At 71.3% G+C, this 26,691-nt stretch carries 30 protein-coding genes, 1 tRNA gene and 1 pseudogene; 12 read left to right on the top strand and 20 right to left on the bottom strand.

Annotated features, from left to right (window positions below; genetic code table 11):
* Positions 1-59 precede the first annotated feature (59 nt).
* The 12 genes from JT362_RS07470 to JT362_RS07415 form a co-directional block, all read right to left on the bottom strand.
* The gene (locus JT362_RS07470; RefSeq protein WP_260190279.1) at positions 60-1,736 is read right to left on the bottom strand and encodes a trypsin-like peptidase domain-containing protein; all 1,677 of its coding nucleotides are present in this window, start codon (positions 1,734-1,736) and stop codon (positions 60-62) included.
* Between the two features lie 63 nt (positions 1,737-1,799).
* Entirely contained in the window at positions 1,800-3,164 is a 1,365-nt protein-coding gene (locus JT362_RS07465) for a sensor histidine kinase (protein ID WP_260190411.1), read from the bottom strand.
* Between the two features lie 38 nt (positions 3,165-3,202).
* Complete coding sequence (locus JT362_RS07460; RefSeq protein WP_260190278.1) at positions 3,203-3,898, bottom strand: response regulator transcription factor; 696 nt, start codon at positions 3,896-3,898, stop codon at positions 3,203-3,205.
* A 47-nt stretch (positions 3,899-3,945) separates the two neighbouring features.
* Positions 3,946-4,080: a cytochrome P450 gene (locus JT362_RS07455; protein ID WP_260190410.1), complete on the bottom strand. Its 135-nt coding sequence runs from the start codon at positions 4,078-4,080 to the stop codon at positions 3,946-3,948.
* Positions 4,081-4,363: 283 nt separating this feature from the next.
* Positions 4,364-5,530, bottom strand: a complete 1,167-nt coding sequence (locus JT362_RS07450) for a GNAT family N-acetyltransferase (RefSeq protein WP_260190277.1) — start codon at positions 5,528-5,530, stop codon at positions 4,364-4,366.
* Between the two features lie 16 nt (positions 5,531-5,546).
* Positions 5,547-6,392 (bottom strand): 3-hydroxyacyl-CoA dehydrogenase family protein, encoded by an 846-nt coding sequence (locus JT362_RS07445; protein WP_260190276.1) that lies wholly within the window; start codon positions 6,390-6,392, stop codon positions 5,547-5,549.
* Positions 6,389-6,706, bottom strand: a complete 318-nt coding sequence (locus JT362_RS07440; protein WP_260190275.1) for an EthD family reductase — start codon at positions 6,704-6,706, stop codon at positions 6,389-6,391. The genes JT362_RS07445 and JT362_RS07440 overlap by 4 nt, the downstream gene beginning before the upstream one ends.
* 63 nt (positions 6,707-6,769) lie before the next feature.
* Positions 6,770-7,750: a zinc-binding dehydrogenase gene (locus tag JT362_RS07435; RefSeq protein ID WP_260190274.1), complete on the bottom strand. Its 981-nt coding sequence runs from the start codon at positions 7,748-7,750 to the stop codon at positions 6,770-6,772.
* Positions 7,713-8,261 (bottom strand): hypothetical protein, encoded by a 549-nt coding sequence (locus JT362_RS07430; protein WP_260190273.1) that lies wholly within the window; start codon positions 8,259-8,261, stop codon positions 7,713-7,715. Before JT362_RS07430 ends, JT362_RS07435 begins: the two co-directional genes overlap by 38 nt.
* 672 nt (positions 8,262-8,933) lie before the next feature.
* Positions 8,934-9,581: a response regulator gene (locus tag JT362_RS07425; RefSeq protein ID WP_260190272.1), complete on the bottom strand. Its 648-nt coding sequence runs from the start codon at positions 9,579-9,581 to the stop codon at positions 8,934-8,936.
* A 120-nt stretch (positions 9,582-9,701) separates the two neighbouring features.
* A complete protein-coding gene (locus JT362_RS07420; protein ID WP_260190271.1) occupies positions 9,702-10,904 on the bottom strand; it encodes an ABC transporter permease in 1,203 nt (400 codons plus the stop codon).
* A gap of 88 nt (positions 10,905-10,992) precedes the next feature.
* Positions 10,993-11,901, bottom strand: coding sequence for an ABC transporter ATP-binding protein (locus tag JT362_RS07415; protein WP_260190270.1), 909 nt, complete (start codon positions 11,899-11,901; stop codon positions 10,993-10,995).
* A 276-nt stretch (positions 11,902-12,177) separates the two neighbouring features.
* Between JT362_RS07415 and JT362_RS07410 the strand changes: the two genes are divergently transcribed.
* The 4 genes from JT362_RS07410 (at position 12,178) to JT362_RS07395 (ending at position 15,230) form a co-directional block, all read left to right on the top strand.
* A complete protein-coding gene (locus JT362_RS07410; protein ID WP_260190269.1) occupies positions 12,178-12,528 on the top strand; it encodes a hypothetical protein in 351 nt (116 codons plus the stop codon).
* 56 nt (positions 12,529-12,584) lie between these two features.
* Positions 12,585-12,932 (top strand): hypothetical protein, encoded by a 348-nt coding sequence (locus tag JT362_RS07405; protein WP_260190268.1) that lies wholly within the window; start codon positions 12,585-12,587, stop codon positions 12,930-12,932.
* 122 nt (positions 12,933-13,054) lie between these two features.
* Positions 13,055-14,440, top strand: a complete 1,386-nt coding sequence (locus JT362_RS07400; protein ID WP_260190267.1) for a hypothetical protein — start codon at positions 13,055-13,057, stop codon at positions 14,438-14,440.
* A gap of 208 nt (positions 14,441-14,648) precedes the next feature.
* Complete coding sequence (locus JT362_RS07395) at positions 14,649-15,230, top strand: sigma-70 family RNA polymerase sigma factor (protein ID WP_260190266.1); 582 nt, start codon at positions 14,649-14,651, stop codon at positions 15,228-15,230.
* Here the strand turns inward: JT362_RS07395 and JT362_RS07390 are convergent.
* A complete protein-coding gene (locus JT362_RS07390; protein ID WP_260190265.1) occupies positions 15,227-15,550 on the bottom strand; it encodes a LuxR C-terminal-related transcriptional regulator in 324 nt (107 codons plus the stop codon). The genes JT362_RS07395 and JT362_RS07390 overlap by 4 nt on opposite strands.
* Positions 15,551-15,630: 80 nt before the next feature.
* Positions 15,631-16,692 carry a hypothetical protein gene (locus JT362_RS07385; RefSeq protein ID WP_260190264.1) on the bottom strand — a complete coding sequence of 354 codons (1,062 nt, stop codon included), beginning with the start codon at positions 16,690-16,692 and terminating at the stop codon, positions 15,631-15,633.
* A 516-nt stretch (positions 16,693-17,208) separates the two neighbouring features.
* On the opposite strand from JT362_RS07385, the gene JT362_RS07380 reads away from it, so the two are divergent.
* Positions 17,209-17,281 (top strand) — tRNA-Arg (locus tag JT362_RS07380).
* Between the two features lie 318 nt (positions 17,282-17,599).
* On the opposite strand, the gene JT362_RS07375 is transcribed toward JT362_RS07380, so the two are convergent.
* Together JT362_RS07375 and JT362_RS07370 are read right to left on the bottom strand one after the other, a co-directional pair.
* Positions 17,600-17,962: a hypothetical protein gene (locus JT362_RS07375; RefSeq protein ID WP_260190263.1), complete on the bottom strand. Its 363-nt coding sequence runs from the start codon at positions 17,960-17,962 to the stop codon at positions 17,600-17,602.
* Positions 17,959-18,657 (bottom strand): DsbA family oxidoreductase, encoded by a 699-nt coding sequence (locus tag JT362_RS07370; RefSeq protein ID WP_260190262.1) that lies wholly within the window; start codon positions 18,655-18,657, stop codon positions 17,959-17,961. The genes JT362_RS07375 and JT362_RS07370 overlap by 4 nt, the downstream gene beginning before the upstream one ends.
* A 106-nt stretch (positions 18,658-18,763) precedes the next feature.
* Between JT362_RS07370 and JT362_RS07365 the strand changes: the two genes are divergently transcribed.
* The 3 genes from JT362_RS07365 to JT362_RS07355 all read left to right on the top strand — a co-directional run bounded on the left by JT362_RS07365 (position 18,764) and on the right by JT362_RS07355 (position 21,016).
* Complete coding sequence (locus JT362_RS07365) at positions 18,764-19,366, top strand: TetR/AcrR family transcriptional regulator (protein ID WP_260190261.1); 603 nt, start codon at positions 18,764-18,766, stop codon at positions 19,364-19,366.
* 143 nt (positions 19,367-19,509) lie between these two features.
* The gene (locus tag JT362_RS07360; protein ID WP_260190260.1) at positions 19,510-20,277 is read left to right on the top strand and encodes an oxidoreductase; all 768 of its coding nucleotides are present in this window, start codon (positions 19,510-19,512) and stop codon (positions 20,275-20,277) included.
* Positions 20,270-21,016, top strand: coding sequence for an SDR family oxidoreductase (locus JT362_RS07355; RefSeq protein ID WP_260190259.1), 747 nt, complete (start codon positions 20,270-20,272; stop codon positions 21,014-21,016). Before JT362_RS07360 ends, JT362_RS07355 begins: the two co-directional genes overlap by 8 nt.
* Positions 21,017-21,022: 6 nt before the next feature.
* Here the strand turns inward: JT362_RS07355 and JT362_RS07350 are convergent, their stop codons facing one another.
* Complete coding sequence (locus JT362_RS07350) at positions 21,023-21,904, bottom strand: LysR family transcriptional regulator (protein ID WP_260190258.1); 882 nt, start codon at positions 21,902-21,904, stop codon at positions 21,023-21,025.
* 50 nt (positions 21,905-21,954) lie between these two features.
* Positions 21,955-23,100, bottom strand: a complete 1,146-nt coding sequence (locus JT362_RS07345) for an alpha/beta hydrolase (protein ID WP_260190257.1) — start codon at positions 23,098-23,100, stop codon at positions 21,955-21,957.
* A 417-nt stretch (positions 23,101-23,517) separates the two neighbouring features.
* Between JT362_RS07345 and JT362_RS35360 the strand changes: the two are divergent.
* Together JT362_RS35360 and JT362_RS35355 are read left to right on the top strand one after the other, a co-directional pair.
* Positions 23,518-23,688, top strand: a pseudogene (locus JT362_RS35360) (MerR family DNA-binding transcriptional regulator); the annotation flags it as partial.
* Positions 23,689-23,830: 142 nt separating this feature from the next.
* Positions 23,831-24,271, top strand: coding sequence for a hypothetical protein (locus JT362_RS35355; RefSeq protein WP_311202670.1), 441 nt, complete (start codon positions 23,831-23,833; stop codon positions 24,269-24,271).
* A 3-nt stretch (positions 24,272-24,274) separates the two neighbouring features.
* Here the strand turns inward: JT362_RS35355 and JT362_RS07335 are convergent, their stop codons facing one another.
* Together JT362_RS07335 and JT362_RS07330 are read right to left on the bottom strand one after the other, a co-directional pair.
* Positions 24,275-25,108: a saccharopine dehydrogenase family protein gene (locus tag JT362_RS07335; RefSeq protein ID WP_260190256.1), complete on the bottom strand. Its 834-nt coding sequence runs from the start codon at positions 25,106-25,108 to the stop codon at positions 24,275-24,277.
* Positions 25,003-25,362, bottom strand: a complete 360-nt coding sequence (locus JT362_RS07330) for a saccharopine dehydrogenase family protein (RefSeq protein WP_260190255.1) — start codon at positions 25,360-25,362, stop codon at positions 25,003-25,005. Before JT362_RS07330 ends, JT362_RS07335 begins: the two co-directional genes overlap by 106 nt.
* A 100-nt stretch (positions 25,363-25,462) precedes the next feature.
* Between JT362_RS07330 and JT362_RS07325 the strand changes: the two genes are divergently transcribed.
* Both JT362_RS07325 and JT362_RS07320 read left to right on the top strand, forming a co-directional pair.
* Positions 25,463-26,020: a TetR/AcrR family transcriptional regulator gene (locus JT362_RS07325; protein ID WP_260190254.1), complete on the top strand. Its 558-nt coding sequence runs from the start codon at positions 25,463-25,465 to the stop codon at positions 26,018-26,020.
* A gap of 53 nt (positions 26,021-26,073) precedes the next feature.
* Positions 26,074-26,673, top strand: a complete 600-nt coding sequence (locus JT362_RS07320; protein WP_260190253.1) for an acyl-CoA-like ligand-binding transcription factor — start codon at positions 26,074-26,076, stop codon at positions 26,671-26,673.
* The last annotated feature ends 18 nt before the right edge of the window (positions 26,674-26,691 follow it).

The following is a 26,691-nucleotide window of genomic DNA, read 5'->3' as shown; positions in this document are numbered from 1 at the left end:
GGTTGGTCTCGGCCCCTGTCCTGGGGCCGAGCGTCATGGGTGGGATTTGCCCACGCTAATCATTCAGTTTCGACCGGCTGTCCGGCAAGTGTTGCCTCAACCGTGCGCGAACCGTTGTCCAACTCGAGTCGGACCTTGTCCCCGGGGGCGTGGGCGCGAACCGCGGCGACCAGCGCGTCCGAGGTGTCGATTCGGCGTTCGTCGAGCTTGGTGACGACGTCGCCGGGTTCCAGGCCGGCCTTCGCGCCCGGCGCGTTGGGGGTGACCTCGACGATCTGCGCACCGCCCTGGTCGCCGTCGCGGACGGTCACGCCGAGGACGGTCTGGGTCGCCTGGCCGGTTTCGACGATCTGGTCGGCGACCCGCCTGGCCTGGTTGATCGGGATCGCGAAGCCGATGCCGACCGAACCGCTCTGGGTGGGGCTGTAGATGGCCGAGTTGATGCCGACGACCTGGCCCTGCATGTTGACCAGCGGGCCACCGGAGTTGCCGGGGTTGATCGCGGCATCCGTCTGGATCGCGTCCAGGACCGTGGCCTGGGAGCCGTCCTCGCCGCCGGCCCTGGTGGGGCGGTGCAGCGAACTCACGATGCCGGACGTCACGGTGCCGGACAGCTCGAACGGCGACCCGATCGCCACCACCGTCTCGCCGACGCGCAGGTCGTCGGAGCGACCCAGCTCGACCGCCTGGAGCCCGGTCTTGTCGGCGCGCACCACGGCCACGTCCGACGTCGGGTCGCGGCCGACGATCTCCGCGGCGGCGGTGCTGCCGTCCTGGAACACGGCGACGATCTGGCCACCGTCCGCGGCGGCCTCGACGACGTGGTTGTTGGTGACGATCAGCCCGTCCGAGCTGATCACGAAGCCGGAACCCTCCCCTGCCGAGGACCCGCCACGCACCTGCAACTGCACCACGGACGGCAGCACCTTGTCCGCCACCGCCTCGATCGAACCCGACGGGGCGGTGGAAGTCCGTTCCGCCGGCGGCGGACGGTCGAGCGCGTTCGTGACCGGCGCCGAGTCGTTGTTCTCCGACACGACGTACCCGCCGACCGCGCCGGCACCACCGCCGACGAGCAGGGCGAGCACCGTCACGCCGGCGACCAGACCGTTGCGTGCCCTGCGCTGCTCGGGCACCTGCGGCTGGACCCCGGTCGGCGGGCCCATCGACGGGTAGCCTGCCGTCCGCGGCCGGGCACCGCCCTGGTTGACGGCGGTGCCGAACAGGACGCCCTCGCCGTGCGGGGCGAAACCTCGCGGCGGAGTCGACGTGTCGTCGCCGAACGACGCCGAACTCGGACGGGCGTACGGCGAGCCGGGCTGGCCGCCGTAGGGCGACGAACCAGGCGTCCAGCCGGCGCCGGGCGTGGGCGAACCGGACACCTGGTCAGCCGAACCGGGCACCGGACCGGGCGAGCCGGCCACGGAGTCGGAAGAACCGGGAACCGGGCCGGGCGAGCCGGACACCGGACCGGACGAGCCCGACACGGAGTCGGAAGAACCGGGAACCGGGCCGGGCGAGCCAGCCACAGGGTCAGGTGAACCGAACGTCAGGCCGGGCGTCGATCCCGAAGGGGGCTCGGCCGGCCGGGCGGGCTCGGGCGGCGACGGCTGGTCGGCGGCGCGTGGGGCACCGGGGTCGGCGGCACCGGCAGCTGGCTCGGCGCCGGGGGCCGGGGCTGCGGGCTCCGACCGGGCCGGCTCCTCGGGACTCGGGTCCCGGTTGTCCTCGGTCATGTCATCACCTTGCGTGCTGGTCCTGAGAACGGCCTGAGACCAACCTATGCGGAGCCGGTGAGTTCAGCTCATCGGAGACATCATCGACGACGCCCCCGGCAACCGCACCGCCATCAGCGCGCCGCCGTCCGCCGACCGGCCCGCGTACACCTGACCGCCGTGCCGCTCCGCCGCGCTCTTCACGATCGCCAGGCCGAGCCCGGATCCGGGCAGTGTGCGCGCCTCGTCCGACCGGTAGAACCGGTGGAACACGTACGGCAGGTCCGCGTCGTTGATCCCCGGCCCGGCGTCCGCGACCTGCAGGAACGCGTACCCGTCCCCCGCCGGCCGCAGCTCCACCCGCACCGTCCCGCCAGCAGGGCTGAACTTCACCGCGTTGTCCAGCAGGTTCAGCACCGCCCGCTCCAACGCGGCCGGCTCGCCGAGCAGGAACCACGGGCGCAGGTCGACCTCGAAGTGCACGTCGCTCGCCCGCCGCCTTGCCCGGTCCAACGCCCGCTCGACCACCTCGACCATGTCCACCTGCTCGCGGGTCGCCGGCGGGGCGTCCTCCCTGGCCAGCTCCACCAGGTCGCCGATCAGCTGGGTCAGCTCGTCGAGCTGGGCCCGCAGGTCGTCGTGGATCTCCGAGCGGTCCTCCTCGGCCAGTGTCGGGGCGCCCGGACGTTCCGCGGCCAGCAGCAGCTCCAGGTTCGTCCGCAGCGACGTCAGCGGCGTGCGCAGCTCGTGGCCGGCGTCGGCGACCAGCCTGCGCTGACGTTCCTGCGCGTCGGCGACCGCGGCGAGCATCAGGTTGAAGCTGTGCGACAGCCGCGCCAGCTCGTCGTCGCCCTCGACCTGGATCGGGCGCAGGTCACCGGTCTGGGCGACCCTTTCGGTGGCGCGGGTGAGGCGTTGCACGGGGCTCAGGCCGGTGCGGGCCACGGCGGTCCCGGCGAGCGCGGCGACCACCACGCCGGCGCCGCCGATCAGGAACAGCACCAGCGACAGGTCGGTGAGCTGCTCCTTGGTCGGCCGCAGCGACTGGGCGAGCACCAGCGCCTGGCCGTCCCGGTAGCGCACGGACAACACCCGCGCGTCGGTCGCCGTGTCGGTGCGGATCCGGCTGTACGCCTCGCCGCGGGCCACGGCCAGCTCGGTGCCGCTGACCGGCGGCAGGTCGCGGTCGGGGAACAGCGGTGTGCCGGCCGAGTCGATCAGCACGAACTGCACGTCGGACAGCCGGAGGAACGCGGCCGGGAACGATCCGGTCGGCGTCTCGGCCACCGCCGTCGACTTGACCGTCTCGGTGGCCTTGCGGGCCAGGGTGGCGTCGATCTGGTTGTACAGGTTGTCCCGCACGGTGAGGTACGCGCCGAGCGACACCAGCGCCACCGCCCCGGCCACGCAGCTCGCCACCAGCCAGGTCACCCGGACGCGCAACGACATCCGCTGCCGGTTGATGATCGTGGCCGGGGTGTCCGGAATCACGGGGGCGTCTCCCGCAGCACGTAGCCCACCCCGCGCACGGTGTGGATCAGCCGAGGCTCGCCCTCGGACTCGGTCTTGCGGCGCAGGTAGCCGATGTAGACCTCCAGCGCGTTGCCGGAGGTCGGGAAGTCGTAGCCCCAGACCTCCTCCAGGATGCGGCCGCGGGTGAGCACCTGCTTCGGGTGCGCGAGCAGCAGCTCCAGCAGCGAGAACTCGGTCCGGGTGAGGCTGATCGACCGCTCGCCCCGGCGGACCTCGCGGGTGCCGGGGTCCAGGTCGAGGCCGGCGAAGGACAGCGTCTTCGGCGCCGCCTCGCCCGCCGCGGTGTCGAAGTTCCGCCTGCGCAGCAGCGCGCGCAGCCGGGCCAGCAGCTCCTCCAGCGCGAACGGCTTGGGCAGGTAGTCGTCGGCGCCCGCGTCCAGCCCGGCGACCCGGTCGGACACGGTGTCCCTGGCGGTCAGCACGAGGATCGGCAGGTCGTCGCCGGTGCCGCGAAGCCGCCGGCACACCTCGAGCCCGTCGACACGCGGCATCATCACGTCGAGCACCAGGGCGTCCGGGCGCTCGGCGGTGATCGACTCCAGGGCCTGCTGACCGTCGGTGGCCAGGTCCACCTGGTAGCCGTTGAACTGCAGGGACCGCCGCAGCGACTCCCGCACGGCCCGGTCGTCGTCGACAACGAGGATGCGCATGCGGCAAGTGTCGCCCGCCCTGCTGAGACGCGCCTGAGAGGCCCTGCTCAGCGCGTGCGGGGCACCAGGCGCATCTCGCCGAGCGCGAACCGCTCCGGGCGGAACTCCTCCGGATCGTCCCAGAAGTCCGGGTGCCGGTGCACGTGGTACGGGCTGAACAGGATGTCGGTGCCGGCCGCGATGGCGCCAGCCCTGCCACTGCCGCGGGTACATCCGCTGCGCCTCGTCGATCACGCAGCGGGTGTAGGCGAGCCGGCCGCAGTCGGCGAGCGACGGCGGGCGGCCGTCGAGCTCGTGGTCGACCTCCTGGCGGACCCGAGGCGGTGGAACACCCAGGTGAGCACGTTCGCGCCGGTCTCGTGCCCGGAAGAGCATCACGAAGACCTGGTCCGGAGCTGGCCGAGACGATCGCGCTGCTCCGCCTCCCGGTGACCTTCACCCCCGCTCACGTGCCCTGAAGGCGGTTCAGAACGAGTCGGCCATCCGGCACGGGTGCGGGGCGCCGGTGAGCAGGTCGAGCAGGCGGGCGTCGGCGGGGTCGGCGTCGAGCAGGCCGGCGCGGCGCAGCATCGCGGTGTCGGCCGAGCCGGCGAACCACGGGCCGAGGGCGCGGGCCTGGAGGCGGACCGCGCCGGTGCCGCCGGGTTCGCAGGTCACCGTACCGTCCTCGACGACCAGCCGGTGCCGCCCGGAATGCCACGGAGCGTGCTCGTCGACCACCTCGATGTCCACTGAGGACGGACGGAGCGCGGTGGCGGCCGGCCAGCCGCGGGCGGCCACGGCGGCCGGGAGGTCGACCACGCGGAGCATCCACGGGTGGTTGCGCACGTCGTGCAGGACCGGCAGGGTCACCAGCAGCTGCCACCACGCCGGGTCGACGATGCGCAGGGAGACCTCGTCCAGCAGCCCCGACCAGCTGCCGAGGCTCGCGAGCAGGCCGAGCGCGGTGTCGCGGTCGCGGGCGACGAGGTCGTGGCAGAGCAGCCGCTCGCCGTCCGGGCGGTCCGCGCTGACGTAGCCGAGGACCGACCCGTCCACGCCGGGAACGATGTCGACGATGTCCAGGTCGAGCACCTTCTCCGGCTGGAACGCCGCCGTGGCACGGTCGAGCATTCCGTCCACTGTGGACGCGACGCTGCGGTAGGCGTCGGCCAGGGCGGGCAGGTCGTCGCGGGTGGCGCGGCGCATGACCGGCCGCTTGGCCGGTTTACCCAGCAGTGCGAGCGCTTCGGAGCGCAGAGTGGCGCGCTCGTAGTCACCGGTCTGCTCCCAGCCGCGGGTGCGGTAGAGCGGCGGCACCGACGGGAACAGGGCGGAGATCACCTGCCCGCGCTCGCGCATGTGCGGCAGCACCGCGTCGAGCATCGCGGTGGCGACGCCGCCGCCGCGGGCGTGCGGGTGCACGGCGACGTTCGCGAGCCCACCCATCGGGACCGCGGCGCCGCCGAAGAACTGCCGGTACTCGCGCACCTTCACACTGCCGACGATCGCGCCGTCCCGCTCGGCGACCAGCCCGGTCCAGCCCGGCTGCGCCGACCACAACATGTCCGGCTCGGGCTCCCTCGGCCCACCGAACGCGAGCCGCCCGAGCTGGTACAGCTCCGCGTCGTCACCCTGCCGATAGGACCTCACTAGCACGGCATCCCCTTCACGACCAGTCGAAGAACCCCCGCCCAGTCTTACGGCCGAGCTCGCCGCGCGCCACCTTGTTACTGAGCAGCTCCGGCGGCGCGAACCTCGGCCCCAGCGCGCCCTCCAGGTGCGACGCGATCGACAGCCGCACGTCCAGCCCGACCAGGTCGGTCAGCCGCAGCGGACCCATCGGCCAGCCGTAGCCGAGGCGCATGCCGGTGTCGATGTCCTCGGCGGACGCGACGCCCTCCTCGAGCATCCGGATCGCCTCCAGCCCGACCGCGACCCCGAGCCGCGACGTCGCGAACCCCGGCGAGTCACGCACCTCGATCACCGTCTTGCCGAGCGCCTCGGCGTACCCGCGCACGGTCGCGACCGTCCCGGCCGGCAGCCCACCGTGGGTGACCAGCTCGACGAGCGCCTGCACCGGCACCGGGTTGAAGAAGTGCATCCCGATCACCCGCTCCCCCGGCAGCCCGTCCGCCAGGGCGGTGATCGACAGCGACGAGGTGTTCGACGCGAGCACCGCGTCCGGACAGGCCCGCGCGGCCGTCGCCAGCACCCGCTGCTTGAGCCCGAGGTCCTCCGGCACGGCCTCGACCACCAGTTCCGCGTCGCCGGGCAGTGCCGCCAGGTCGTCCACAGTGGACAGCCCGCCCAGCACCTCCCGACGCGGCCGGTCCAGCTTCCCCCGCTCCTCCGCCTTGCGCAACGACGCCTCGACCGCGCCCCGAGCCGCCTCCGCCCGCGCCGCGTCCGCCTCCGCGACGGTGACCGAGGTACCGGCGGCGAGCAGCACGTGCGCGATCCCCGCGCCCATGGTGCCCCCGCCGACCACCACGGCCGTGCCGGGAACCGTCACTCGACGACCTCCGCCGAGAACATCGCGACCAGGTCCATCCCGCCGATCTCGGTGAGATTCGCGCCCGACGCCTGCCACTCCGGCGAGGCGAAGGCGGCCTTCATCGCCTCCTTGGACTCGAAGTACAGCTCGGCGATGAGGTACGGCTGGGTCTCGCCGAGGAACCCGGGCACGAACGTGCGCGTGACCTTGGCGATCTCCTGCCGAACCAACCCCGGCACCGCGTCGATGAGCGGCTTGTGCGACTCGAAGTACGCCTGGTCGAACGCCTCCGGATCCGCGGGCGGCTGGTACAGGGCAACGTACTTGATCATGTAACACTCCTCGTCTCCGTCGACGCCTGCACTGTAATAGTTCGCCGCCGGAGTGAAAAAGGATCAGCCCACCTCGAGCACCGTCTTGCCGACCGTCCGCCTGGCCTCGATCGCGGCGTGCGCGTCCGCGGCCCGCTCCAGCGGGAACGCCTGCCCGACGAACGGTCGGAACCGCCCCGCGGCGGCCTCGGCCATCAGGGCGCGCAGCTCCCGCCGCGCCTCCGGCCCGTCGTACCGCAACTCCTGAATCCCGAGGTAGCGGACGCCACGGCGCGAGGCGTCGGCCTGGTCGACTCGGGGGAAATCCCCGGACGCGGCGCCGTAGGACAGGTACCTCCCGCCCTCCGCGACCAGACCGAACGCCTCCTCCCCCACCGCGCCGCCGGCCCCGTCAAACACGATGTCCACGCCTCCGACCTCGTCCAGCCAGCCGGACTCGGTGTAGTCGACGGCCACGTCGGCACCCCACTCGCGGACGAGCTCGAGCTTGCGCGCCCCCCGGGCCGCGGCGACGACCGTCGCTCCCGCCGCCTTGGCCCGGGGGACCAGCAGCGCACCAAGGCCGCCCGCGGCGGCGTTGATCAGGACGCGCTCCCCCGGCTGGAGCGCGGCGTGGTGGAGCAGGCCGAGCGCGGTGGGACCGTCGTGGAGGAACGTGACGGCGTCCCGGAGCGGGAGCCCGTCCGGCACCTCGACCACCTCGCCCACCGCGGCGACCGCTCGTTCCGCATACCCACCCATGGGGACCTGCACCTCGTTCATCGTTGGGCCGACCCGCGCGATCACGCGCCGCCCGACCAGCGCCGAGTCCACCCCCGGCCCGACGGCCGACACCGTGCCGGCGACCCCGTTCCCGGCGACGTAGGGCGGTGAGACCGCGAAGTACCCACGGCCCCACCCGGACCGGAGCTGCGTGTCGAGGAACAACACGTCCGCCACCTCGACGTCGACCACGACCTCGGCGTCACCCGCGACCGGGTCCGCCAGGTCCGCCGGCACCAGCACCTCAGGACCACCGAACCGCACAACCTGTATCACTCGCATGCCCCGATGCTCGTACCTCGATCGCACTGGAGGTCAAGCCCCCACCACGAGAAGACCCCAAGGGCGACCTGACGCCTGCCAGCAAAGCGTGGCGACAAGGTGCCCCCACCTCGACGGCCCGGCGGATGGGAAGCGCGGTTCGCGACCGGAACAACTTCTCGTAGGCCGCCTCCTGCTTCGGGTACGCGCCGATCAGGTAGCGGCCGTACATGGTCTCGGCGGCGACCGGGTAGTCGGTTCCGGGTGGGACGGGACCATCGACCAGGCGGTCGCGGGCGACGATCCGGTGCCGGTCGGGGTCCGGGTACGGGCTGTACGCCTCCACCAACAGCGTCGCGCCGGGGCGGGCGGCCAACCAGTCGACGGCCCGTCGCCACGTCGTGGGGCCGGGCGGCGGCCACGTGGTCACCACGGCCACCGCCAGCGCCGCGAGCGCGGCGCCGGTCGTGACCGGGACCCGACCTTTCATCCGCTCGACCAGGAACGCCGCCAGTGGAGCCAGCAGCAGCATCGCCGTGGACCACCGGGAACGTCAGCAGGACCGCGGCCACCGGCCACCGGCCCCGGTGGACCACGGCGACCGCCAGCAGGCCGGCCAGCGCGGCCGCGACCAGCACGCCCCTCCATGCCGTCGTGACCGGTGGCGTAGTGCCGGCGTCCAGCAGCGCGAACGGTGTACTCAGCAGAAAGAATACCGCCGATACGATTCCGGCCACGGGTAGGCGAAACAATGCCTGGCGTCTTTTCGTCACCACCAGTACGAGCACCGCCACGAGAACCGGCGTGTACTTGGCGCCCGCGGCCAGGCCGATCGACGCACCGGCGAACACGTACGCCGCCCATGTTCCGCGCCGGAAAACCCACAACGCGCCCAGCGCACCAACTCCGACGGACCCCACCCCCGGTGACGAACGCCCCCGGCCAGCCAAGCAGCGGCCCGTCGAGGTGCACTGCGGAATCAGGTACAGGAACAGGCTCGGATAGTTGAAGAAATGCGGGTTCGGGTCACCAGAGGTCACCGTGGAATCCACGACACGCAGATTTGTCGACTCGTCCGGATGATGCATGAACGGCAGATCGGTCGCCAACCCGAAAAAGGCATGACAAGCCACGACGACAAGCAACACAAGCAATGCGGAAAATCGGGTAGCCCGCGCGCGTGAATGTCACTGAACCGAGACGATCAGGCGATCAGACCGCCTCGGTAGGCGACCAGCGCCGCCTGCACCCGGTTCACCGCGCCGATCTTGCCGAGCACCGCGGACACGTAGCCCTTCACGGTCGCCTCGGACAGGTGCAGCGCGCTGCCGATCTCCGCGTTGGACAGCCCCTGCCCGATCAGCGCCACGACCTCGCGCTCGCGGTCGGACAGCGACGAGAGCAGCCGCCGCGCCGGCTCGGCCGCGCGCTCACCGTCGGCGACCGCGGACAGCACCCGCGCGGCGACCTTCGGGTCGAGCACGGCCCCGCCACGGGCCAGGTCACGCACGGCCTTGATCAGCACGGCCGGCTCGGTGTCCTTGAGCAGGAACCCACTCGCGCCGATACGCAGGGCCTCCTGCACGTACTCGTCCACGTCGAAGGTGGTCAGCATCGCGACCACCGGCGGCTCGGGCAGGCCGCGCAGCCGCCGCAGCGCGACGATGCCGTCCGCCGAGCGCATCCGGATGTCGAGCAACACCACGTGCGGACGGTGCTGGCGGGCCAGGTCGGCCACGTGCAGGCCGTCGTCGCACTCGGCGACGACCTCGATGTCACCGGAGCTGGACAGGATTGTGCGAAGTCCCGAACGGACGAGATCCTCGTCGTCCGCGAGAAGCACCTTGATCACGAACGCCTCCCCGACAGTGGGCGGTCATGTGGGCTTGCCGACGGGTGGCAGCTGTAAGCGCTGCCACATTGGAGGCAATCCTACCTGGTCGCGGGGAGTGACCACTGCTCAAGACGTGTCTCAGGCCGTTCTCAACGCGTCGGTGAGCTTGACCCGCGCGCCGCTGCGCATGACCGCGTTCGCGTAGATCCGGCCGGCGAGCCAGACCAGCACCGGGATCAGCACCACGACCAGCCCGACCGACAGCGCCGCCTCCCACCACGGCACCCCGCCCATCGCCAGCCGCATCGGCATCAGCGTCGGCGCGAACAGCGGGATGATCGACAGCACCCCGACCAGGGTGTTGCCCGGGTCGGTCGGCAGTACCGAGATGCCGACGACATAGCCGGCGATCACCATCATCAGCGCGGGCGAGATGACCCCGCCGACGTCCTCCTGCCGGGACACCAGCGCGGCGAGTCCGGCGAACAGCAGCGAGTACATCAGGAAGCCGAGCAGGTACCAGACCACCAGCCAGACGACCGTGCCCACCGCGGTCGACACCGCGATCGTCAGCACGCCAAGCGCGAGCGCCGCGGCCACGCCGAACCCGCCGATCACCGCCATCTGGAGGAACCCGACGAACCCGATGCCGAGCACCTTGCCGGCCATCAGCTGCCACGGGGTGATCGTCGACAGCAGCAGCTCGACGACCCGGCTGGACTTCTCCTCGACCACGCCCTGCGCCACCAGCTGCCCGGTGAACTGCAGCGACATGTAGATCAGGATCCCGGCGATGATGCCGAGGACGAGCTGCTGGGGGTCGTAGGGGAACGGCTCCTCGAGCGGCTCGACCAGGACCTCCGCCTCCGCCATGGTCGCGTTCACCTGGGCCGGGTCGCCGCCGAGCTGGGCGATCTCCTGGTTGAGCGCGAGCTGACCGGCGAGCACGTTGAGCGCGTTGCGCAGGTTCTCGTCGATGTCCTTCTTGACGACGACGCGGAGCTGGTCGCCCTGGCCGACGAGCAGCGCGTCCACGGACTCGTCGGCCACCTGGTCGCGGCCGTCCTGCTCGGACACCTCCCTGGTGTCGACGTTCTGGCCGATGGAGCTGGAGACGGCCTTCAGCGGCTCGGCCAGCGCGGCGTTCTGCGGGGTGACGCCGACCGTGGCGTCGGAGCCGCCGCTGACCAGCTTCATCACCAGCGCGAACCCGATGAGCAACACCACGGTGGCGACCGTGGTGATGATGTACGCCTTCGACCGCAGCTTCGTCCTGACCTCACGCCCCGCGACCAGCAGGACCGCCTCTCCGGAACTGAAAGTCCTGGTCGCTTCGGGCACGAAGGGTCCTGGTTGGTCACGTACCGGTGGCTGGCTCACGTCACGGTCCCCTGAGGTGCGGTTGGGAAGGCCGCAGGAGGCGATTGGATCACGACGCCTCCTGGTTCACTACGTTGCGGTAGAGCTCGGTGAGGGACTGGCGGCGGCGGCTGAACTCGGTGACCGGGCCGGTGGCGAGGGCGGCGGCGAGCACGGCCTGGTCGTCGGCGCCCTGGCCCAGCTCGAGGACCGTGCGGGCGCCCTCCCGGCGGCGGACGGTGACGCCGGCGAGGCCGTTCGCCCAGCCCTCCGGCGCGTGCGGGGCGTCGACGACCATCTCCGTGGCGCCGCCCGCGCTCAGCTCGTCGACCGTGCCGACCGCGACCATCTGGCCGCCGCGGATGATGCCGACCCGGTGGCAGAGCCGCTCGACGAGGTCGAGCTGGTGGCTGGAGAACACGACCGGGATGCCCTCGGCGGCCTTGTCCAGCAGGACGCCGCTCATCACCTCGACGGCGATCGGGTCGAGCCCGGAGAACGGCTCGTCGAGCACGAGGATGCTCGGGTTGTGCACGAGCGCGGCGGCGAGCTGGACGCGCTGCTGGTTGCCGAGGCTGAGGTTCTGCACGTCGTCGTCGCGGCGGGTGGCGACGCCGAGCCGCTCGGTCCAGTCCGTCATGGAGCGCTGGGCGGCCGAGGCGGACAAACCGTGCAGCCGCGCGAGGTAGACGAGTTGCTCGCCGACCTTCATCTTCGGGTAGAGGCCGCGCTCCTCCGGCATGTAGCCGATGTGGCGCCGCGTCTCCAGGGTGACCGGCGAGCCGTCCCACCGCACCGCGCCGGAGTCGGCGGCGAGCACGCCGAGCGCGATCCGCATGGTGGTGGTCTTGCCGGCGCCGTTGCTGCCGACGAACCCGAACAGCTCGCCCGCGCGCACGTCGAAGGTCGTGTCCCGCAGGGCGACCACGTCGCCGTATCGCTTGGAGATCGCGTCGACCTCCAGCCGTCCGTCGCCCATGGTCCTCCCTAATGGCAGAGCTTGACCGCACCCTAACCCCTGCGCTGCCGCCACCCGTCAGAGGGACTCTTGATCCCTCGATCGAGTGCGATTTTGACTGCGGAGAGCTATTAAATCTGCCGTTTTCGCGCGATTTTGTAGATCAAGGCAGCATCAAGTCGCACGATAGTAGTAGCCAAGTGGAATTGAACCGAAAAACCGCGCTAGTGTCGCCACCCGGTCGCATCACAGATCCGACTGGGCAGTGAGCTGCAAACAACACGAAGGAATACCGAGATGCTGAAGAAGATTGGCTTCGCGACCGCCGGCGTTGCCGCCGGCATGGTCATGCTGGGTGGCGTCGCCGCCGCAGAGGGCGCGGAGGAGTACTACCAGGGCGACGAGAGCTACGACCAGGTCGGCCTGCTCAACCTCAACAACACCGACGTGCTGCACAACGTCAACGTCAACGTGGGCGTCTGCGACAACAACATCAACGTGCTGGGCGTGCAGGTGCCGATCGAGGACGCACTCAACGGCGTCGGCATCCCCGTGCTGTCCCCCGGTGCGCACGAGGCCGAGTCCGTCTCGCCGGAGAACTGCGCCTCCGCGAGCATCGAGGACGGCGGCACCATCCAGGACAACTGAGTCCACGGGCCCGAAGTCCCCACAAGCAAGACGAAAACCGATAGGGAGTTTCCACAGTGTTGAAAGAATTCCTCGTGGGCGCCGCCGCCATCGCGACCAGCGTCATCCCGCTGGCCGGCGTCGCGTCGGCCGACGACGGCTACGGCTACCAGGGCGGCGACGACTGGAACCAGGTCGGACTCGCCAACCTCAACAACACCGACCTGCTGCACAACGTGAACGCCAACGTCGGTGTCTGCGACAACAACATCAACGTGCTGGGCGTGCAGGTGCCGGTGGAGAACGTGCTCAACGGCGTCGGCATCCCGATCATGTCCCCCGGCTCCAGCGAGGCGACCGGTGTGGTGCCGGAGAACTGCGCCTCCAGCTCGATCGAGGACGGCGGCTCCATCCAGGACAACTGACCTGGCACCAGGTGGCGTGCTGCCACCACCTCTGGTGGGGATGAGGCGGGGCCGGCCGGATTCTTTCGGCCGGCCCCGCCTCGCGTTCTCCGCCTGACGTGCGAGCTGAAGGGGTTGCTGCAGTGTCCGAGAACGTACTTTCCGGCTACGCCCCGGCGTTTCCCGTGCGGTTCCGCGGGTACGACCGCGCCGTCGTCGACCAGGAGATCTTCGTGCTGCGCCAGGCGCTAGAGCACGCCCAGGCCGAACGTGACAACGCGGTGGCCAGAGCGCTCGCCGCCGAGCCGGCCCCCGCCCCGGGCAGCGAGTCGATGCCCTCCCCGACGTCCGCGACCGTGCAGTGGCTGATCGACACCGCGGAGCAGGACGCACAGGCCATCCGCCGGAACGCGGAGACCGAGGCCGCCGGCTTCGTCGAGCAGGCGGAACGCCTGCTGCGCCAACGAGTCGCCCTCATCGAACAGGCCCAGCACGAGGCCGAGGCGTGCCGCGCCCAGGCATCCGAAGAGGCCAGAACGATCGTCCACGACGCACTGGAGCAGGCGAACGCCCTCCTACGCGGCCTACGGGAGAGCGAGGCCGCCCTCCGCCAGATGTTCGCGGCGGGCGACCTGTCCCACCGCATGCCCCCACCGCGTCAGCCCGAACCGGATCCGGCCGCCCAACCGCAACCCGTCCCGGTAGAAGCCACCGTCGCCGCGCATCACGAGCCCGCCGTCACCACCCAACCCGCCGACGCGGAGCCCGCCTTCACGGCCCAGCCCGCGCACGCCGACTCCGCCCTCGCGGCACAACCGGAATACGCGGAGCCCACCCTCACGGAATCCACCTTCACGACCCAGCCCGCCCACGCGGCCCAGCCCACACACGCCGACTCCGCCTTCACGGCACAGCCCGCCCACGCAGAGTCCGCCTTCACGGCGCAGCCCGCACACACAGAGCCCGCCCACGCAGAGTCCGCCTTCACGGCCCAGCCCGCGCACGCCGACTCCGCCCTCGCGGCACAACCCGCACACGCGGCCCAGCCCACACACGCCGACTCCGCCTTCACGGCACAGCCCGCCCACGCGGAGTCCGCGTTCACCGCCCAGCCCGCACACACCGAGTCCGCCGTCCCGGCACAGGGGGCGCACGCGGAACCCGCCCTCACAGCCCAGTCCGCACACGCGGAGTCCGCCTTCACGGCACCGCCCGCACACGTGGACGCCGCCGACGCCGGACAGTCCACAGAGGCCGACGACGTACCCAGGTTCATCCCCCAGCCGACGCCTCGGACCGAGTCGGAGTCGGTTCCGCAACAGGCCGCCCCATGGGAGGCGACGTTCGCCGGGCAGTCGCAGCCCGTCGATCCCGAGAACGCGGAAACCCAGCCCACCGCCTGGGATTCGGCCTTCGCCAGGGAATCCCGGCCCGGGTACCGGGAAGCCGATCCGGCCGAGTCCGCCTTCACCGGGCACCTCAACCAGGACACTCCGCAACACGCGCGACCCGACCCGGACCAGCACTGACCACTGAACCCAGCCGACGAACCGGATCTGTGCTATAAGAGTCTTGTTGTTCCTGTGAAGAAGCCGCAGGGCCCGGAATTCCGCATTCCCACACACCTGCGTTTGCTCCAGACAACGTCGTCCTGGGGCGACCTTACTTCTCCGACCCAAAACCCACTCACCACGGTGAGCAGGATTTCGGTACGCCGAGATGATCGAAGGTCGAACAGTGAACTGGGGCCAGCTCTACACCGACTATCGCGAAACCGTCGCCGAGGTGGCCCGGCGCGGCCTGCGCGGCAGGTGCGACGCCGAGAACGACGCCGACGACGTGGTCAACGACGTCTTCGCGGCGGTGCTGACCAATCCCCCACCGACCCCGTGCGACTGGCAGGCCCTCCTGGTCGACATCACGGTGCGCCAGGTCCGCCGCAGGATGTGCCGGCCGGGCCGCGGCGCCGCGCCGCTCACCATCGACGACCTAGCCGGCCTCGCCGACGACCTCGTGGTGATGCTCCCGGTCGAGGACGCGGCGATGATCGCGATCCGCCGGGTGAACGCGGGCGAGGTGCGGAAGCGGATCCTGCGCGTGATGGACTACATGACCGACCGGCAGCGGCAGATCACCCGGCTGCGACTGTTCGAGGGGCTCAGCGTCGGCGAGATCGCCCAGGCGATGAACACGTCGTCGTCGAACATCTCGCAGATCGTGATCCGGTGTCTGGCCAAGCTGCAGCCGGTCCTCACCCAGTTCGACACGTTCGACGAGGACGATCTGGAGGGCGTGCGCCCGCCGCGCCGGCCGTACTAGAGGTGACCGGCGCAGTCGCAGACCGGGTTGCGCAACAGGGCGCAGGTCGACGAGTGCCGGTCGGCGACCTCGCGCCGCACGCGCGGCGCCGGGTAGCTGGTCGGGCCGAGCAGGCCGAGCCGCATGACCTCGACGACCGTCTGGACCGAGGTCGCGGTGCCGAGCGCGTCGGCGGCGCGGCGCAGGCGCATCGAGACCGCCTCCACGCTGATGCCGAGACGGTTCGAGATCTGCTTGACCTGCATGCCGTCGGCGAGCATCCGGACGACCTGGAGTTCCTTGTCCGACATCGGGCGTACGGCTTCCCCGCGAGCGCGCACGTCTCCTCCTCCTGCTCCTGTTCCTGGGAATGAGGCGCCGGCCCCCGCGAGCGGGAGCCGGCGCGGCCTATCTCGTTCCGTCAGTCCAGCTCACCAGCGGCGCTGTCGACGCTGCTGGTCCAGGCACCGTCATCACCGGCGGCCGCCACGTCCGCCGAGTAACCGGCGAAGGTGCCGCCGTGACCGTGGCCGTGGCCGTAGCCGTGGCCGTCGATCTCACCGGCGGCGCTCTCGACGCTGCTGGTCCAGGCACCGTCATCGCCGGCGGCAGCGGCGTGCTCCTCGTACGCGGCGAAGGTCGCGCCGTCACCGTGGTGGCCGTAGCCACCGGCGTCGACGGCGACGCTCGAGGTCGACTCGACGAACGCGCCCTCCTCACCAGCGGCGGCGGTGGTCTCCTCGTACCCGGCGAAGGTCACGCCCGTACCGTGGTAGCCGTCGTCCTCACCGTGGTGACCGTTGTAATCATCGTGGTAGCCGTCGGACTCGCCGGCCGCACTCGAGTTCGACTCGACGTACGCACCGTCCTCGCCCGCGGCCGCTTCGGCCTCGTGGTGCCAGGCGGCGCTGCCACCGGACATGCCATCGGATTCCACCGCACCGGACTCGGAGGTCTCGACCCAGGCGCCCTCGTCGCCGGCGGCGGCCTCGAACTCATCGTGCACCACGAAGCTGACGCCGTTGTCCTCGACGCTCTCCTCGTCGGTGTCCTCGTCTTCGTCGTCCTCCTCGTCGCCCTTGATGGCGAGATGGTCGATCGAGGCGGGCCGGGCCTTCACCGGCGAAAGCGACGCCTCCTCGGACGGGGTCTCGGTGGCTTCCTCGGAGTCCACCAGGTTGGTCGTACCGTCGTACCAGGCACCTACCTCGTGCTGCACGGCCGTGGAGGACGTGCTGAGCACCGCGGCACCCTCCTCGGTGGCCACAACGCCTGCGGGGTCGGTGTCCGCCGTGGCGGTCAGGGGCGCCACCACGACCACGAACGGCACGGCAAGAGCCGCGAGAAGCGTCCCGCGGCCAGCCAGTTTCGGCATTTCACTCTCCTCACAAATGCGATCGAGAAGCGATTTCCCGACGCATCGAAAGTTACCCCCGATCACCGGGCTCAATGATGGAGCAACCCGAAAGTTGCCGCGCGCCACCCCACTGTGTCGCGAGTCGCGGCGACCTGTTCCCACAGTAACCGGATTCGCCTCCATCACCGCCTAATCGATACGCGACGTCCGCCTTGTCGAGTTGCGGCAGGTAGCCTTTTGTGACATTCCCGCTAAACCACTCGTTCAGGTGCTTACCACACGCTGACCTGCCCCAACACCTCGATAATCCGCTCGAAAGAGCCACAAGATCGTCACCCGCAAGCGTCGACGAACACGCTCCGTTGATCACGACATGCCGAGCAGACCGCCGCTAATAGCGCGAATTCGCGAACCGGCGCGAGCGGAGGTGACCGAACGATACCAATATGCCCATCGGCCGTCGTCCAGGCACCGGAAAACCCACGAAGGCACCGCCGCCAACGCCCCCGACCCGACTTGCGAAACAATCGAACCCCGGCACACGGAACCGGGCACCCGCCGGCACCACACCCCGCCGGCACCCCGAACCCGGCAGAGCCCCACCCCCACCGGCCGGCCGTACCCGCTACCCTGTTCCCTGCCGCCCTCGTAGCTCAGGGGATAGAGCACCGCTCTCCTAAAGCGGGTGTCGCAGGTTCGAATCCTGCCGGGGGCACTCACTCTGGGTGATCCCTGTTCACGGAGAGCGTGAATCGGGTCGTTCGTCGTAATTTCTGGGGAGCGACCCCCCAGACCCCCGGTGCCCCGGCGCCTGTCAGCTACCCGTGCGGATGCTGTGCGAGCCGCGCCGGGGCAGAACAGGGGCGTACCCGGGACGCACAAGCCACACCGTGCGACGGTGGTTCACCGGCTGCTCAAGCTGCCGAGGATGTGTGGGGAGTTCAGATGCACGGTGTCGCGGCGTGTCCGCAGGAGGTCACGCGGCGGCGTTCGAGTACCGCGAAGTCGAGGGGTTGGTGCGCGCCGCCCGAGCTCAATTCGTCGGCGGTGCGCTGTCCGGCGGGTTCAAGGTCACCTCGATCCGCACCCGGTCGCCGTCCCGGACGGCGGTCGCCTGGCCGGGCCGCTCGATCCCGTCGAGTCTGACGGTGAGGGGCGCTCCGTCCCCGGTGAAGTTGCGCCACCACGTCTTCTTGTCCGGGAACGAGACGTCGATCGTGAGCCGATCGCGTTCCGAGCGGTAGGCCACCGGGAGCGAGACGGCGCGGCCGGACCGCCGTCCGGTGTAACGGACGACGGTCATCCGTCCGCTCGTCAGGCGGTTCAGGCGCGGCGACGACACGGCGGGCAGGACCGCACGGTTCACGATCCTCGCCACCCGCTGCAGGAGCGTCATGCTTCCGACCCCGTTCCGCTCCGCACGGCGCACTGGATCCCGTCCACGACCGCCGGCCTGGCGGCGTGCGACGAACGTTCGATGGCCGCGATGTAGTCGGGCACGGTCGACCCTCCCTGGACGACGACCTGGTCGCCGAACACGGTGAACGGGACGCCGCGGGCACCTAGCCGCCGGGCCTCCTCGCGGTCGACCTTCAGCTGGTCCGCGTATCCGTCACCGGCGAGCGTGCCGCTGATCGCGGCCGCGGGGATGCCCAGGTCGACACCGAGCCGGGTCAGCGTCTCGTGGCCGAAGGCTTCGGCGTTGCCCGAGAAGATCTCCCGCTGCACGGCACGGGCGAACCGCCATCCGACGCAGTGCTCCTTCGCGAGGTGCACCAGCCGCAGGGGATCGCGTGACGAGCTCATCTGGCGGTCCGAGCTGTAGGCGAGACCGTCGGCCGTTGCCACCGCCGCGAGTTCGCTCTCGTTGGCGCGCGCCTGTTCGAGCGGAAGCCCGTACCGGCCGGTCATGCGCGCCAGCGCCGGCTCCACCGAGGGGTCGGCCATCGGGTCGAGTTCGAAGGTGCGCGGCTCGAGCCGGATCCTCGCGGCGTGGCCGGACTCCTCGATCGCCCGTTCCAGGCGGCCGTAACCGATGTAGCACCACGGGCACTGAACGTCCACCCACGCGTCGATCGTCAGCATCGTCATGAAGGCTCCTAGCAAATTGAGGCTGCCTCAATTTAAGTTATCAGAGGTCAGCGAGGGGTGCCACGCGGTTGCGCCGGGCCGGACGGATGTAGTTGCATCTACCCGCGTGACACCGGACCGATCCCGGCGGCGTGACGCCCGCGAGAACGCCGAGAAGCTGCGCTCCGCCGCTCTCGAGGCCTTCCTGGCGGACGGTCTCGGTGCGCCGTTGGAAGCGATCGCACGGGCCGCCGGCGTCAAGGTGGGGACCCTCTACAACCACTTCGGCAACCGGGAGGGCCTGATCGACGCGGTCGTGCCCGAGGTGCTCGCGCGGAGGTTGCTCGAGGTGACCGACACCGCCCGGTCGCAGGAGACCGCCCGGGACCGGCTCGACACCTTCGTGCGGCTGATGATCGACCTGTTGGAGCGGGAGCCGGCGCTGAGCGACGCGCTCCTGCGGCGTTATCCCGAGGCGGGCGCGCTCAGCGACGTTTGCGAGCGGAACGCCGCGATCGCCCGGACGCTCGTGCACGACGCACATCGCAGCGGATCGCTGGCCGAATCGTGCTCGGCCGAGGATGTGCTCGCACTGATCTGGCTCGCCGCGGCCGCCAGTCGCGCGACTCCGACGAACCCGGGATGGCGCCGGGTGATCGACCGGGCGATGGCGTCGGCCTGGACAGCGCCGGATGAACCCGCGCGTTCCGCTACCGGTCGAGCGCGGTGACGACGATCTCCGAACCGGCCGGGTAAATGGCGGGTGACATAGGGGGTTCCTATGGCGTCTGCTGACTTTTGGTCTTTGCTTCTCGTTCTTTTGCCGGCTTAGGCTCGGCGACAGGTTGGTGAACAATCGAAAGGAACAGTGGCATGACCACGGCCGAAAACGGGTCGGAAAAGGGAGAACTCGCGGGAAAGCGGGCTTTGGTCACGGGTGGTTCTCGCGGAATCGGGGCGGCTGTCGTGCGGCAGCTTCTGGACGCGGGCGCAGAGGTGCTCACGACCGCCAGGTCGGCGACGGGCACGACGCCGGAGGGGGCCGCGTTCGTGGCCGCCGACGTGCGGACGCGGGACGGCGCGGAGACGCTCGCCGCGGCCGTGCGGGACGTGCTCGGCGGGGTGGACGTGCTGGTGCACAACGTGGGCGGGGCACGGCCGCACCGGTCGGGGCTGGACATTCCGGACGAGGAGTGGCGGGACGCGCTGGACCTGAACCTCCTGGCGTCGGTGCGGGTGGACGCGTTGCTGGCGCCGGGGATGCGGGACCGGCGCACCGGCGCGATCGTGCATGTGTCGACGGCGGCGACCTTTCCGCCGTCACCGCCGTTTCTGCACTACCAGGCGGCGAAGGTGGCGTTGGAGAGCTACAGCCGGGGGCTGGCAGTCGAACTGGCTCCGGCCGGGGTCCGGGTCAACGCGGTGAGTCCGGGTAGGACCGCCACTCCCGGTGGGGAAGCGACTCGGAAGTACTGGGAGAGCCTCGACATCGGACCCGGGCCGACCGACACACCGCCGCTGGGGCGGGACGGGCGGCCGGCGGACATCGCGAACGCGGTGCTGTTCCTGGTGTCCGAGCGGGCGGAGTGGGTGACCGGGCAGGTCATCGGGGTGGACGGCGGGGAGTACCCCCGTGGCTGACGGCAGGTACCGCGACCGGAACGTGGTGATCACCGGCGGCGGCTCCGGCATGGGGTTCGCGTTGGCGAGGCGGCTGGTGGACGGCGGCGCCCGGGTGGTGATCACCGGTCGTTCCTCGGCGACCCTCGACGCGGCGCGGGACCTCGGCGGGAACGCGCTGGCCGTCCGGGGCGATGTGGCGTCCCTGGGCGACCTGGACGCGTTGACCGACCGGGTGAGCAGGGAACTCGGCAGCGTCGACGGGCTGTTCGTCAACGCCGGCATCGCGGGTGCCACGCCCTTCGAGTCGACGACCGAGGAGGTGTACGACGAGTTGTTCGCGGTCAACGTCAAGGGCGCCTTCTTCACCGTGCAGAAGCTCGCGCCGCTGCTGCGCGCGGGCGCCGGCGTCGTTCTCACCACCTCGGCCGCGAACGCCATCGGCATGCTGGACACCAGCGTCTACGGCGCCGGCAAGGCGGCGCTGCGCTCGCTGGCCCGCAGCCTTTCCCGCGAGCTGCTGCCGCGTGGAATTCGGGTCAACGCGGTCAGTCCCGGTCCGATCGACACCGGAATTCTGGAGAAGACGATGACCGAGGAGGATGCCGAGCAGTTCACCGCGCAGGTGGTCGCGGACAATCCGATGGGGCGTTTCGGAACCGTCGACGAAGTCGCTCGGGCGGCCGCGTTTCTCGCTTTCGACGCCACTTACACCACGGGCGCCGAACTGGCCGTGGACGGCGGGCGCACTCAGCTCTGAGCGCCCTCAGGAGACCAGTGCGGCGGGAGCGAACCAGGTTTCCTGGCGCAGGAGGTCGAGCAGGGCCGTCTCGGCCGGGCCCGCGTGCTGCCGGACGACGGCGATGACGGGCTGGGACACGACCGGGAACACCGGGCGCACCAGGTGCTCGTAGCCGTCGGGCACCGCGGAGGCCGGGACGAGGGTCACCCCGAGCCCGTCGGCCGCCCAGCGCACGGCGGTCGCCGTCTGGGACACGCGGGCGACGGTGGTCGGGTCGTCGCGCACGACGTTCCGCAGGACGGCGTCGAGTGCGCTGTCCCGGTCGAACCTGACCCACGGCTCCCCCGCCAGCGCGGACAGCTCGACGCGGTCGTCGGCGAGCCCGGGGTGCCCGGCGCCGAGCACCACGACGAACTCCTCGTCGCCGAGGTGGTGGGCGCTGGCGGGGCCGCGCTCGCAGGCCGCCATCAGGGCGAGGTCCACTCCGCCCCGGCGGCACAGTCGCTCCAGTTCGGCGCCGTTCGGTTCCTCGACGACGGTGACCTCCACGCGCGGGAAGCGGCGGCGCAGCGCCCGCAGCGCGCCCGGCAGCTGCCGGGTGCCGAAGCCCAGCTGCACCGCCACCTCCAGCTCGCCGACCAGTTCGCCGGCACCGGCTCGGGCGGTCGCCCGCGCCCGCCGGGCCGCGTGCACCGCGACCTCCGCCTCGCGCAGGAACGCGCGGCCGACCGCGGTGGGCACCAGGCCGGTCGGGGTGCGGGCGAACAGGCGCACGCCGAGTTCCCGCTCCAGGTTCCGGATCTGTTGGGACATCGACGGTTGGGCGACGCGCAGCCGCTCCGCCGCGGCGGTCACCGAGCCCTCCTCGGCGACCGCCAGGGCGTACTCGTACTGCCGAAGGCTCATGCGGCCCCTCCCGTGTCGTCGCGTACGCCACAACACGGGAGGGGACGCGTTTACTCCGCGCAGCGCACGTCGTGCTCGGGCATGGTGCCGTCGACCAGGTAGCGGGTGGTGACGTTCAGCGCGCAGGCGTTGCCGCCCAGGACGTAGACACCGTGGCCGCTGCCGTCGACGGTCACCAGGCGGGAGCGGTCGCCGAACTTCTCGTCGAGCAGTTCGCCGCCGCGCAGCGGGGTGACCGGGTCGCGTTCGTTCTGCAGGATCAGCACGTCGGCGGGGCCGTCGTCGTCGATCTCCACCGGGGGTTCGGCCGGCTCGTACGGCCAGTAGGCGCACGGCAGGACGTTCGCGGCGGCGGCGCCGAAGAGCGGGTACCGCTCGCGGTCCTCGGCGACGGCCTGCCGGTAGGTGCGCAGCTTCTCCGGCCAGTCGACGTCGTTGCACGTCACGGCGAGGAACACGGTCCAGCTGTTGTCGTACGGTGACGGCGTTCCCTCGGCGGCCGCCGGCTGGTCAGCCGCCGGTGCCTTTCCCGCGAGCAGGTCCTGCCAGCCCTGCGCCAGCGCGCCGTACATCGTCGTCCGGTACAGGGATCCGAAGGTGCTGAGCCGGAAGACCGCGCCGGTGACCCCGTTCACCGGTTGCTCGTCGAGGCGCTCGGCGAGGGTGAAGTAGGTGTCGCGCACCTCCTGCGGCGTGCGGCCGAGGCCGTAGCTCTCGTGCCTCGCGGCGGCCCACCGCGCGAAGTCGGGGAACGTGTCCGCCATGCCGAGGGCGTACCGGCGCAGCCCGTCGTGGTCGAGGTGCGTGTCGCCGATGTTGCTGTCCAGCACGACCTTGTCGACGGTCTCCTGGAACATCGACGCGTACGCGGCGCCGAGCGCGGTTCCGTAGGAGTACCCGAGGTAACTGGCCTTCTCCTCGCCGAGCGCGGCGCGGATCCGGTCCAGGTCGCGGGCGGTGTTCGCCGTCGTCAGGTGGCGCAGCCGGTCCTCGTCGTCGTTGGCGGCGCACTGCTTCGCGACGTCCTTGGCGATCTTCGCCTGCTCGACGACCGCAGCGTCGTCGACCGCGTACGGCGGGATGTTGCCGGAGTAGGCCCCTTCCTGGGTGAAGCCGCAGCTCATCGGCGCCGAGTGCCCGACCCCGCGGGTGTCCATGCCGATCAGGTCGTAGCTGTCCAGGACGCTGTCCGGCATGCCCTGGCTGTACAGGAGCTGGGGCTGGGTCAGCCCGCTGCCCCCCCGGCCCGCCCGGGTTCAGCAGCAGCACACCCCGCCGCTTGTCCGGGTTCCCGCTGGCCAGCCGGGAGATCATGATCTCGATCCGCGGGCCGTCCTGGTCGCTGTAGTCCAGGGGCACCGGGACGGTGGCGCACCGCAACGGCACCGGAACGGCCGGCACCTCCTCGGGACACGCGCCCCACGTCACGGTGGCCTGTTCGGCGGCCACCGTGGGCACGCCGACCAGCGCCCCGGTGAGGCCGAGTACGGCGACCAGGGTCGCCCCTCGGCCGACACGACGTTTTCGATCCATCCGCGCACACTCCCCGACGTAATCTCAGAAGTGGATCTGTCGACCACCACTCGACACCGTGCCCTCGGGGCACGGTCAAGGTGGAACACGAACGGGGGGCGGTCGGGGTGGCGTGGAGCACCCGTCAGTTGGCCGAACTCGCCGGCACGACGGTGAAGACCGTCCGCCACTACCACCGGATCGGGTTGCTGGCCGAACCGGAGCGAGCGGCGAACGGGTACAAGCGGTACGAGGTCCGGCACCTGGTCCGGCTGCTGCGGATCCGCCGGCTCGTCGACCTCGGCGTGTCACTGTCGGACGTGGCCGCCATCGACGAGTCGGACGAGAGCGCCGAGGAGACCCCTCCGCGCGCTCGACGCCGAGCTGGCCGCGAGCATCGAACGGCAGCAGCGGATGCGCGAGGAGCTGGCCGAGATCGTCCGGCAGCGCGAGCTGCTGGACCTGCCGCCGGGTTTCGACCCGTCCGTCGCCGAGACGTCGGAGGCCAACCGGTCCCTGCTGCTGCTCTACTCCCGCGTCTTCGGTCCCGAGGCGATGGACGCGGTCCGGGAGCTGTCCGCGCTGCCAACCGAACCGCTCGACACGGAGTTCGCCACCCTCACCGAGGACGCCGGCGAGGACACCAGGCAACGACTCGCCGAGCGCATCGCCCCGAACGTCCACCAGCAGTTCGAGCGGTTCCCGGCGCTGCGGAACCCGGCGGCGCGGTCCCCCCGGGGCGAGGCGTTCACGAACGCCCAGGTCGTCAAGGGCCTGGTCGAGATGTACAACGTCGCCCAGCTCGACGTCCTGCGCCGGGTCGGCATCCTGGTCCGGGCGGCCGACGGGTCCTGACGTTCAGCGGCGGGCCGGGTCGTCGACGACGTGGTACTCGCCGCCGCACGCCTCGGCGAGGGAGGTGCCGAAGAGGGCCGCCGGGGTGTACGCGCCCGGCCGCCCCTGCCCGGCCAGCAGGCGGCGGACCACCTCGGCCGGTACCGCGCCGGTGAACGCCTGCGCCTCGCCGACCCGCAGCCAGCCCTCGCGGGTCGTGCCGTCGGCCCACCGGATCACCGCGTGGCCCCACGAGTACTCGCGCGGGCGTGGCCTGGCCTTCACCCGCACGGCGGCCAGCCGCCGCTTCGCGAAGGCGCGCACGGGTTCGAGCGCGAGCAGCGACATGGCCACCGGCGCGACCGCGCGCACGACCGGCGACGACGGGGCCTCGCTCGACGCGGCGACCACGGTGGACGCTCCGCTGGCGCGCCGGGCCGCGAGCAGCTCGCCTAGCGGCAGGCTGGCGGTGACGACGGTCGAGCCGTCGGGGAGCGTGAGCCGGGACGGGTCGCCGAAGTACCGGGCCGGGACCAGCCGACCACCCCGGTACGCGCGGCCCTGGAACCGGCCGCCGCCCTCGACGCCGGGAAGGCCGTCGACGAGCGTGCCGGCCAGCGCCTCCCCGACCACGCCGGCCTCCATCGCCATCGAGGGCACCATGTCCACCCGGACGTGCTCTGGCGCCGGCCGTCCGTCGCACAGGGTCACCACCACGCTCTCGGTCGCGGTGACGCCGAACCCGGCGCCGGTCACGAGCGTGCGGCCGGCGGCCGCGGCCTCCTCGCCGAGACCGAGCGTGGTGGTGAGCGCGGCCAGGTCGTTCGCCAGGTCGACGTAGTCGACGCCGGCAGGCACGCCCGCGCCAGCGGTGCCGCGGTGGCGCTGAACGGGCCGACGGTGTTGACCACGACGGCCGGTCGCCGGCGACCGATCTCGGCCGCCAGGTCGTCGACCGACGCGGCCACGACCACCTCGTCCCCCTTGGCGGCCTCGGCCAGGCGCTTGGCGTCCCGGCCGACCAGCACCGGGCGGATGTCCCGCTTCCTCAGCTCGGCCGCGATCGCGCGCCCGCTGCGGCCCGTGCCGCCCAGAATCCACACCTCGGTCATTACGCGACTCCGCTCAGGGTGATGACATGACGTGTCATCAACCTACGCGCACCCGATACTCTCCGCAACGACACGCCGTGCCATGACCTAGACTGGGGGCATGAGCAGGTGGCCGCCCGACACGCGCGAGCGCCTGCGCCAGGCGGCCTTCGAACTCTTCGCCGAGCAGGGGTTCGCCGAGACGACGGTGCCGGCGATCACCGCACGGGCCGGCCTGACCACCCGCACGTTCTTCCGGCACTTCGCGGACAAGCGCGAGGTGCTCTTCACCGACGACGCCGAGGTCCCGGCGATGGTCGAGCGGATGATGACCGAGGCGCCGGCCTCCGCCAGCCCGATGACGGTGGTCCTGGAGGGACTGCGGACCGTCGCCGAGACCCGCTTCGAGCCGCGCAAGGCGGCGATACGGCAGCTCCGCGAACTCGTCCGGTCCGACGACGGCCTGCGTGAGCGCGACCTGCGCAAGCGGGCGGCCATGGCCGACGCGGTCCGGCAGGGGTTCCTGACCCGCGGCCTGGACGGCACCCGGGCCGCCCTGTTGGCCGAGACCTGCGTGACGCTGGTGTACGTCGCCATGACCGAATGGCTGGACAGCGACCGCGCGCTCTACGACATCATCCGCGACACCGCCGAGACCCTGCGCGCGGAGCTGGGCTAACTTTCCGAGATGGAAAACTTGCAATCTCGGAAAGTTTGGCTAGGGTGGCTGCCATGACCGACGGTGGGCTGCGCGAGCGCAAGAAGCGGGAGACCCGGCTCGCGCTGAGCCGGGCGACCATCCGGCTCGCCCTGGAGCGTGGGCTGGACGCCGTCTCGGTGGAGGACGTCGCCGCCGAGGTGGGGGTCTCCGAGCGCACGTTCCGCAACTACTTCGCCAGCAAGGCCGAGGCCGTCGTCGCCGCGCAGGTCGAGCGGGGGCAGCGGATCGGCGAGGTGCTGCGCGAACGCCCGGCGGACGAACCGCTCTGGGACGCGCTCGTGCACGCGGTCGTCGAGCAGTTCGAGCCCGCCACCGCCGGACCGGACGCCGACCGGTACGGCGCCGCCCTGCAGCGGTTGCTCGCCGAGCCGGCGGTGCAGCACGAGGTGTTCCGCGCCCACGCCACCGCCCAGGACGACCTGACCGCCGCCGTCGCCGACCGGACCGGCACCACGGCCGACGACCTGTACCCGCAGGTCGTGGCCGCGGTCGTCAGCGCCGGACTCGGCGCGGCGATGGCCCGCTGGACGCGCGACCCCGGCCAGTCACTCGGGTCGCTGATCCGCGACGTCTTCGACCAGATCCGCGCCGGGTTGCCCGACCCGCGCTGAACCCCCCGCACGCCAACC

The organism is Actinophytocola gossypii, assembly GCF_025165815.1.
In the GTDB taxonomy this organism is placed as follows: Bacteria; Actinomycetota; Actinomycetes; order Mycobacteriales; family Pseudonocardiaceae; genus Actinophytocola; species Actinophytocola gossypii.
This window is presented reverse-complemented; position numbering and strand designations above follow the sequence as displayed.

Coding starts and splice junctions, on each gene's coding strand:
- JT362_RS07470 (WP_260190279.1), bottom strand. CDS start 1,736: ATGACCGAGGACAACCGGGACCCGAGTCCCGAGGAGCCGGCCCGGTCG.
- JT362_RS07410 (WP_260190269.1), top strand. CDS start 12,178: ATGCTGAAGAAGATTGGCTTCGCGACCGCCGGCGTTGCCGCCGGCATG.
- JT362_RS07430 (WP_260190273.1), bottom strand. CDS start 8,261: ATGCTGCTGCTGGCTCCACTGGCGGCGTTCCTGGTCGAGCGGATGAAA.
- JT362_RS07350 (WP_260190258.1), bottom strand. CDS start 21,904: ATGAGCCTTCGGCAGTACGAGTACGCCCTGGCGGTCGCCGAGGAGGGC.
- JT362_RS07415 (WP_260190270.1), bottom strand. CDS start 11,901: ATGGGCGACGGACGGCTGGAGGTCGACGCGATCTCCAAGCGATACGGC.
- JT362_RS07330 (WP_260190255.1), bottom strand. CDS start 25,362: ATGACCGAGGTGTGGATTCTGGGCGGCACGGGCCGCAGCGGGCGCGCG.
- JT362_RS07360 (WP_260190260.1), top strand. CDS start 19,510: ATGACCACGGCCGAAAACGGGTCGGAAAAGGGAGAACTCGCGGGAAAG.
- JT362_RS07440 (WP_260190275.1), bottom strand. CDS start 6,706: ATGATCAAGTACGTTGCCCTGTACCAGCCGCCCGCGGATCCGGAGGCG.
- JT362_RS07325 (WP_260190254.1), top strand. CDS start 25,463: ATGAGCAGGTGGCCGCCCGACACGCGCGAGCGCCTGCGCCAGGCGGCC.
- JT362_RS07320 (WP_260190253.1), top strand. CDS start 26,074: ATGACCGACGGTGGGCTGCGCGAGCGCAAGAAGCGGGAGACCCGGCTC.
- JT362_RS07465 (WP_260190411.1), bottom strand. CDS start 3,164: ATGTCGTTGCGCGTCCGGGTGACCTGGCTGGTGGCGAGCTGCGTGGCC.
- JT362_RS07345 (WP_260190257.1), bottom strand. CDS start 23,100: ATGCCGGACAGCGTCCTGGACAGCTACGACCTGATCGGCATGGACACC.
- JT362_RS07370 (WP_260190262.1), bottom strand. CDS start 18,657: ATGACGATGCTGACGATCGACGCGTGGGTGGACGTTCAGTGCCCGTGG.
- JT362_RS35355 (WP_311202670.1), top strand. CDS start 23,831: ATGCGCGAGGAGCTGGCCGAGATCGTCCGGCAGCGCGAGCTGCTGGAC.
- JT362_RS07460 (WP_260190278.1), bottom strand. CDS start 3,898: ATGCGCATCCTCGTTGTCGACGACGACCGGGCCGTGCGGGAGTCGCTG.
- JT362_RS07375 (WP_260190263.1), bottom strand. CDS start 17,962: ATGACGCTCCTGCAGCGGGTGGCGAGGATCGTGAACCGTGCGGTCCTG.
- JT362_RS07435 (WP_260190274.1), bottom strand. CDS start 7,750: ATGCGAGTGATACAGGTTGTGCGGTTCGGTGGTCCTGAGGTGCTGGTG.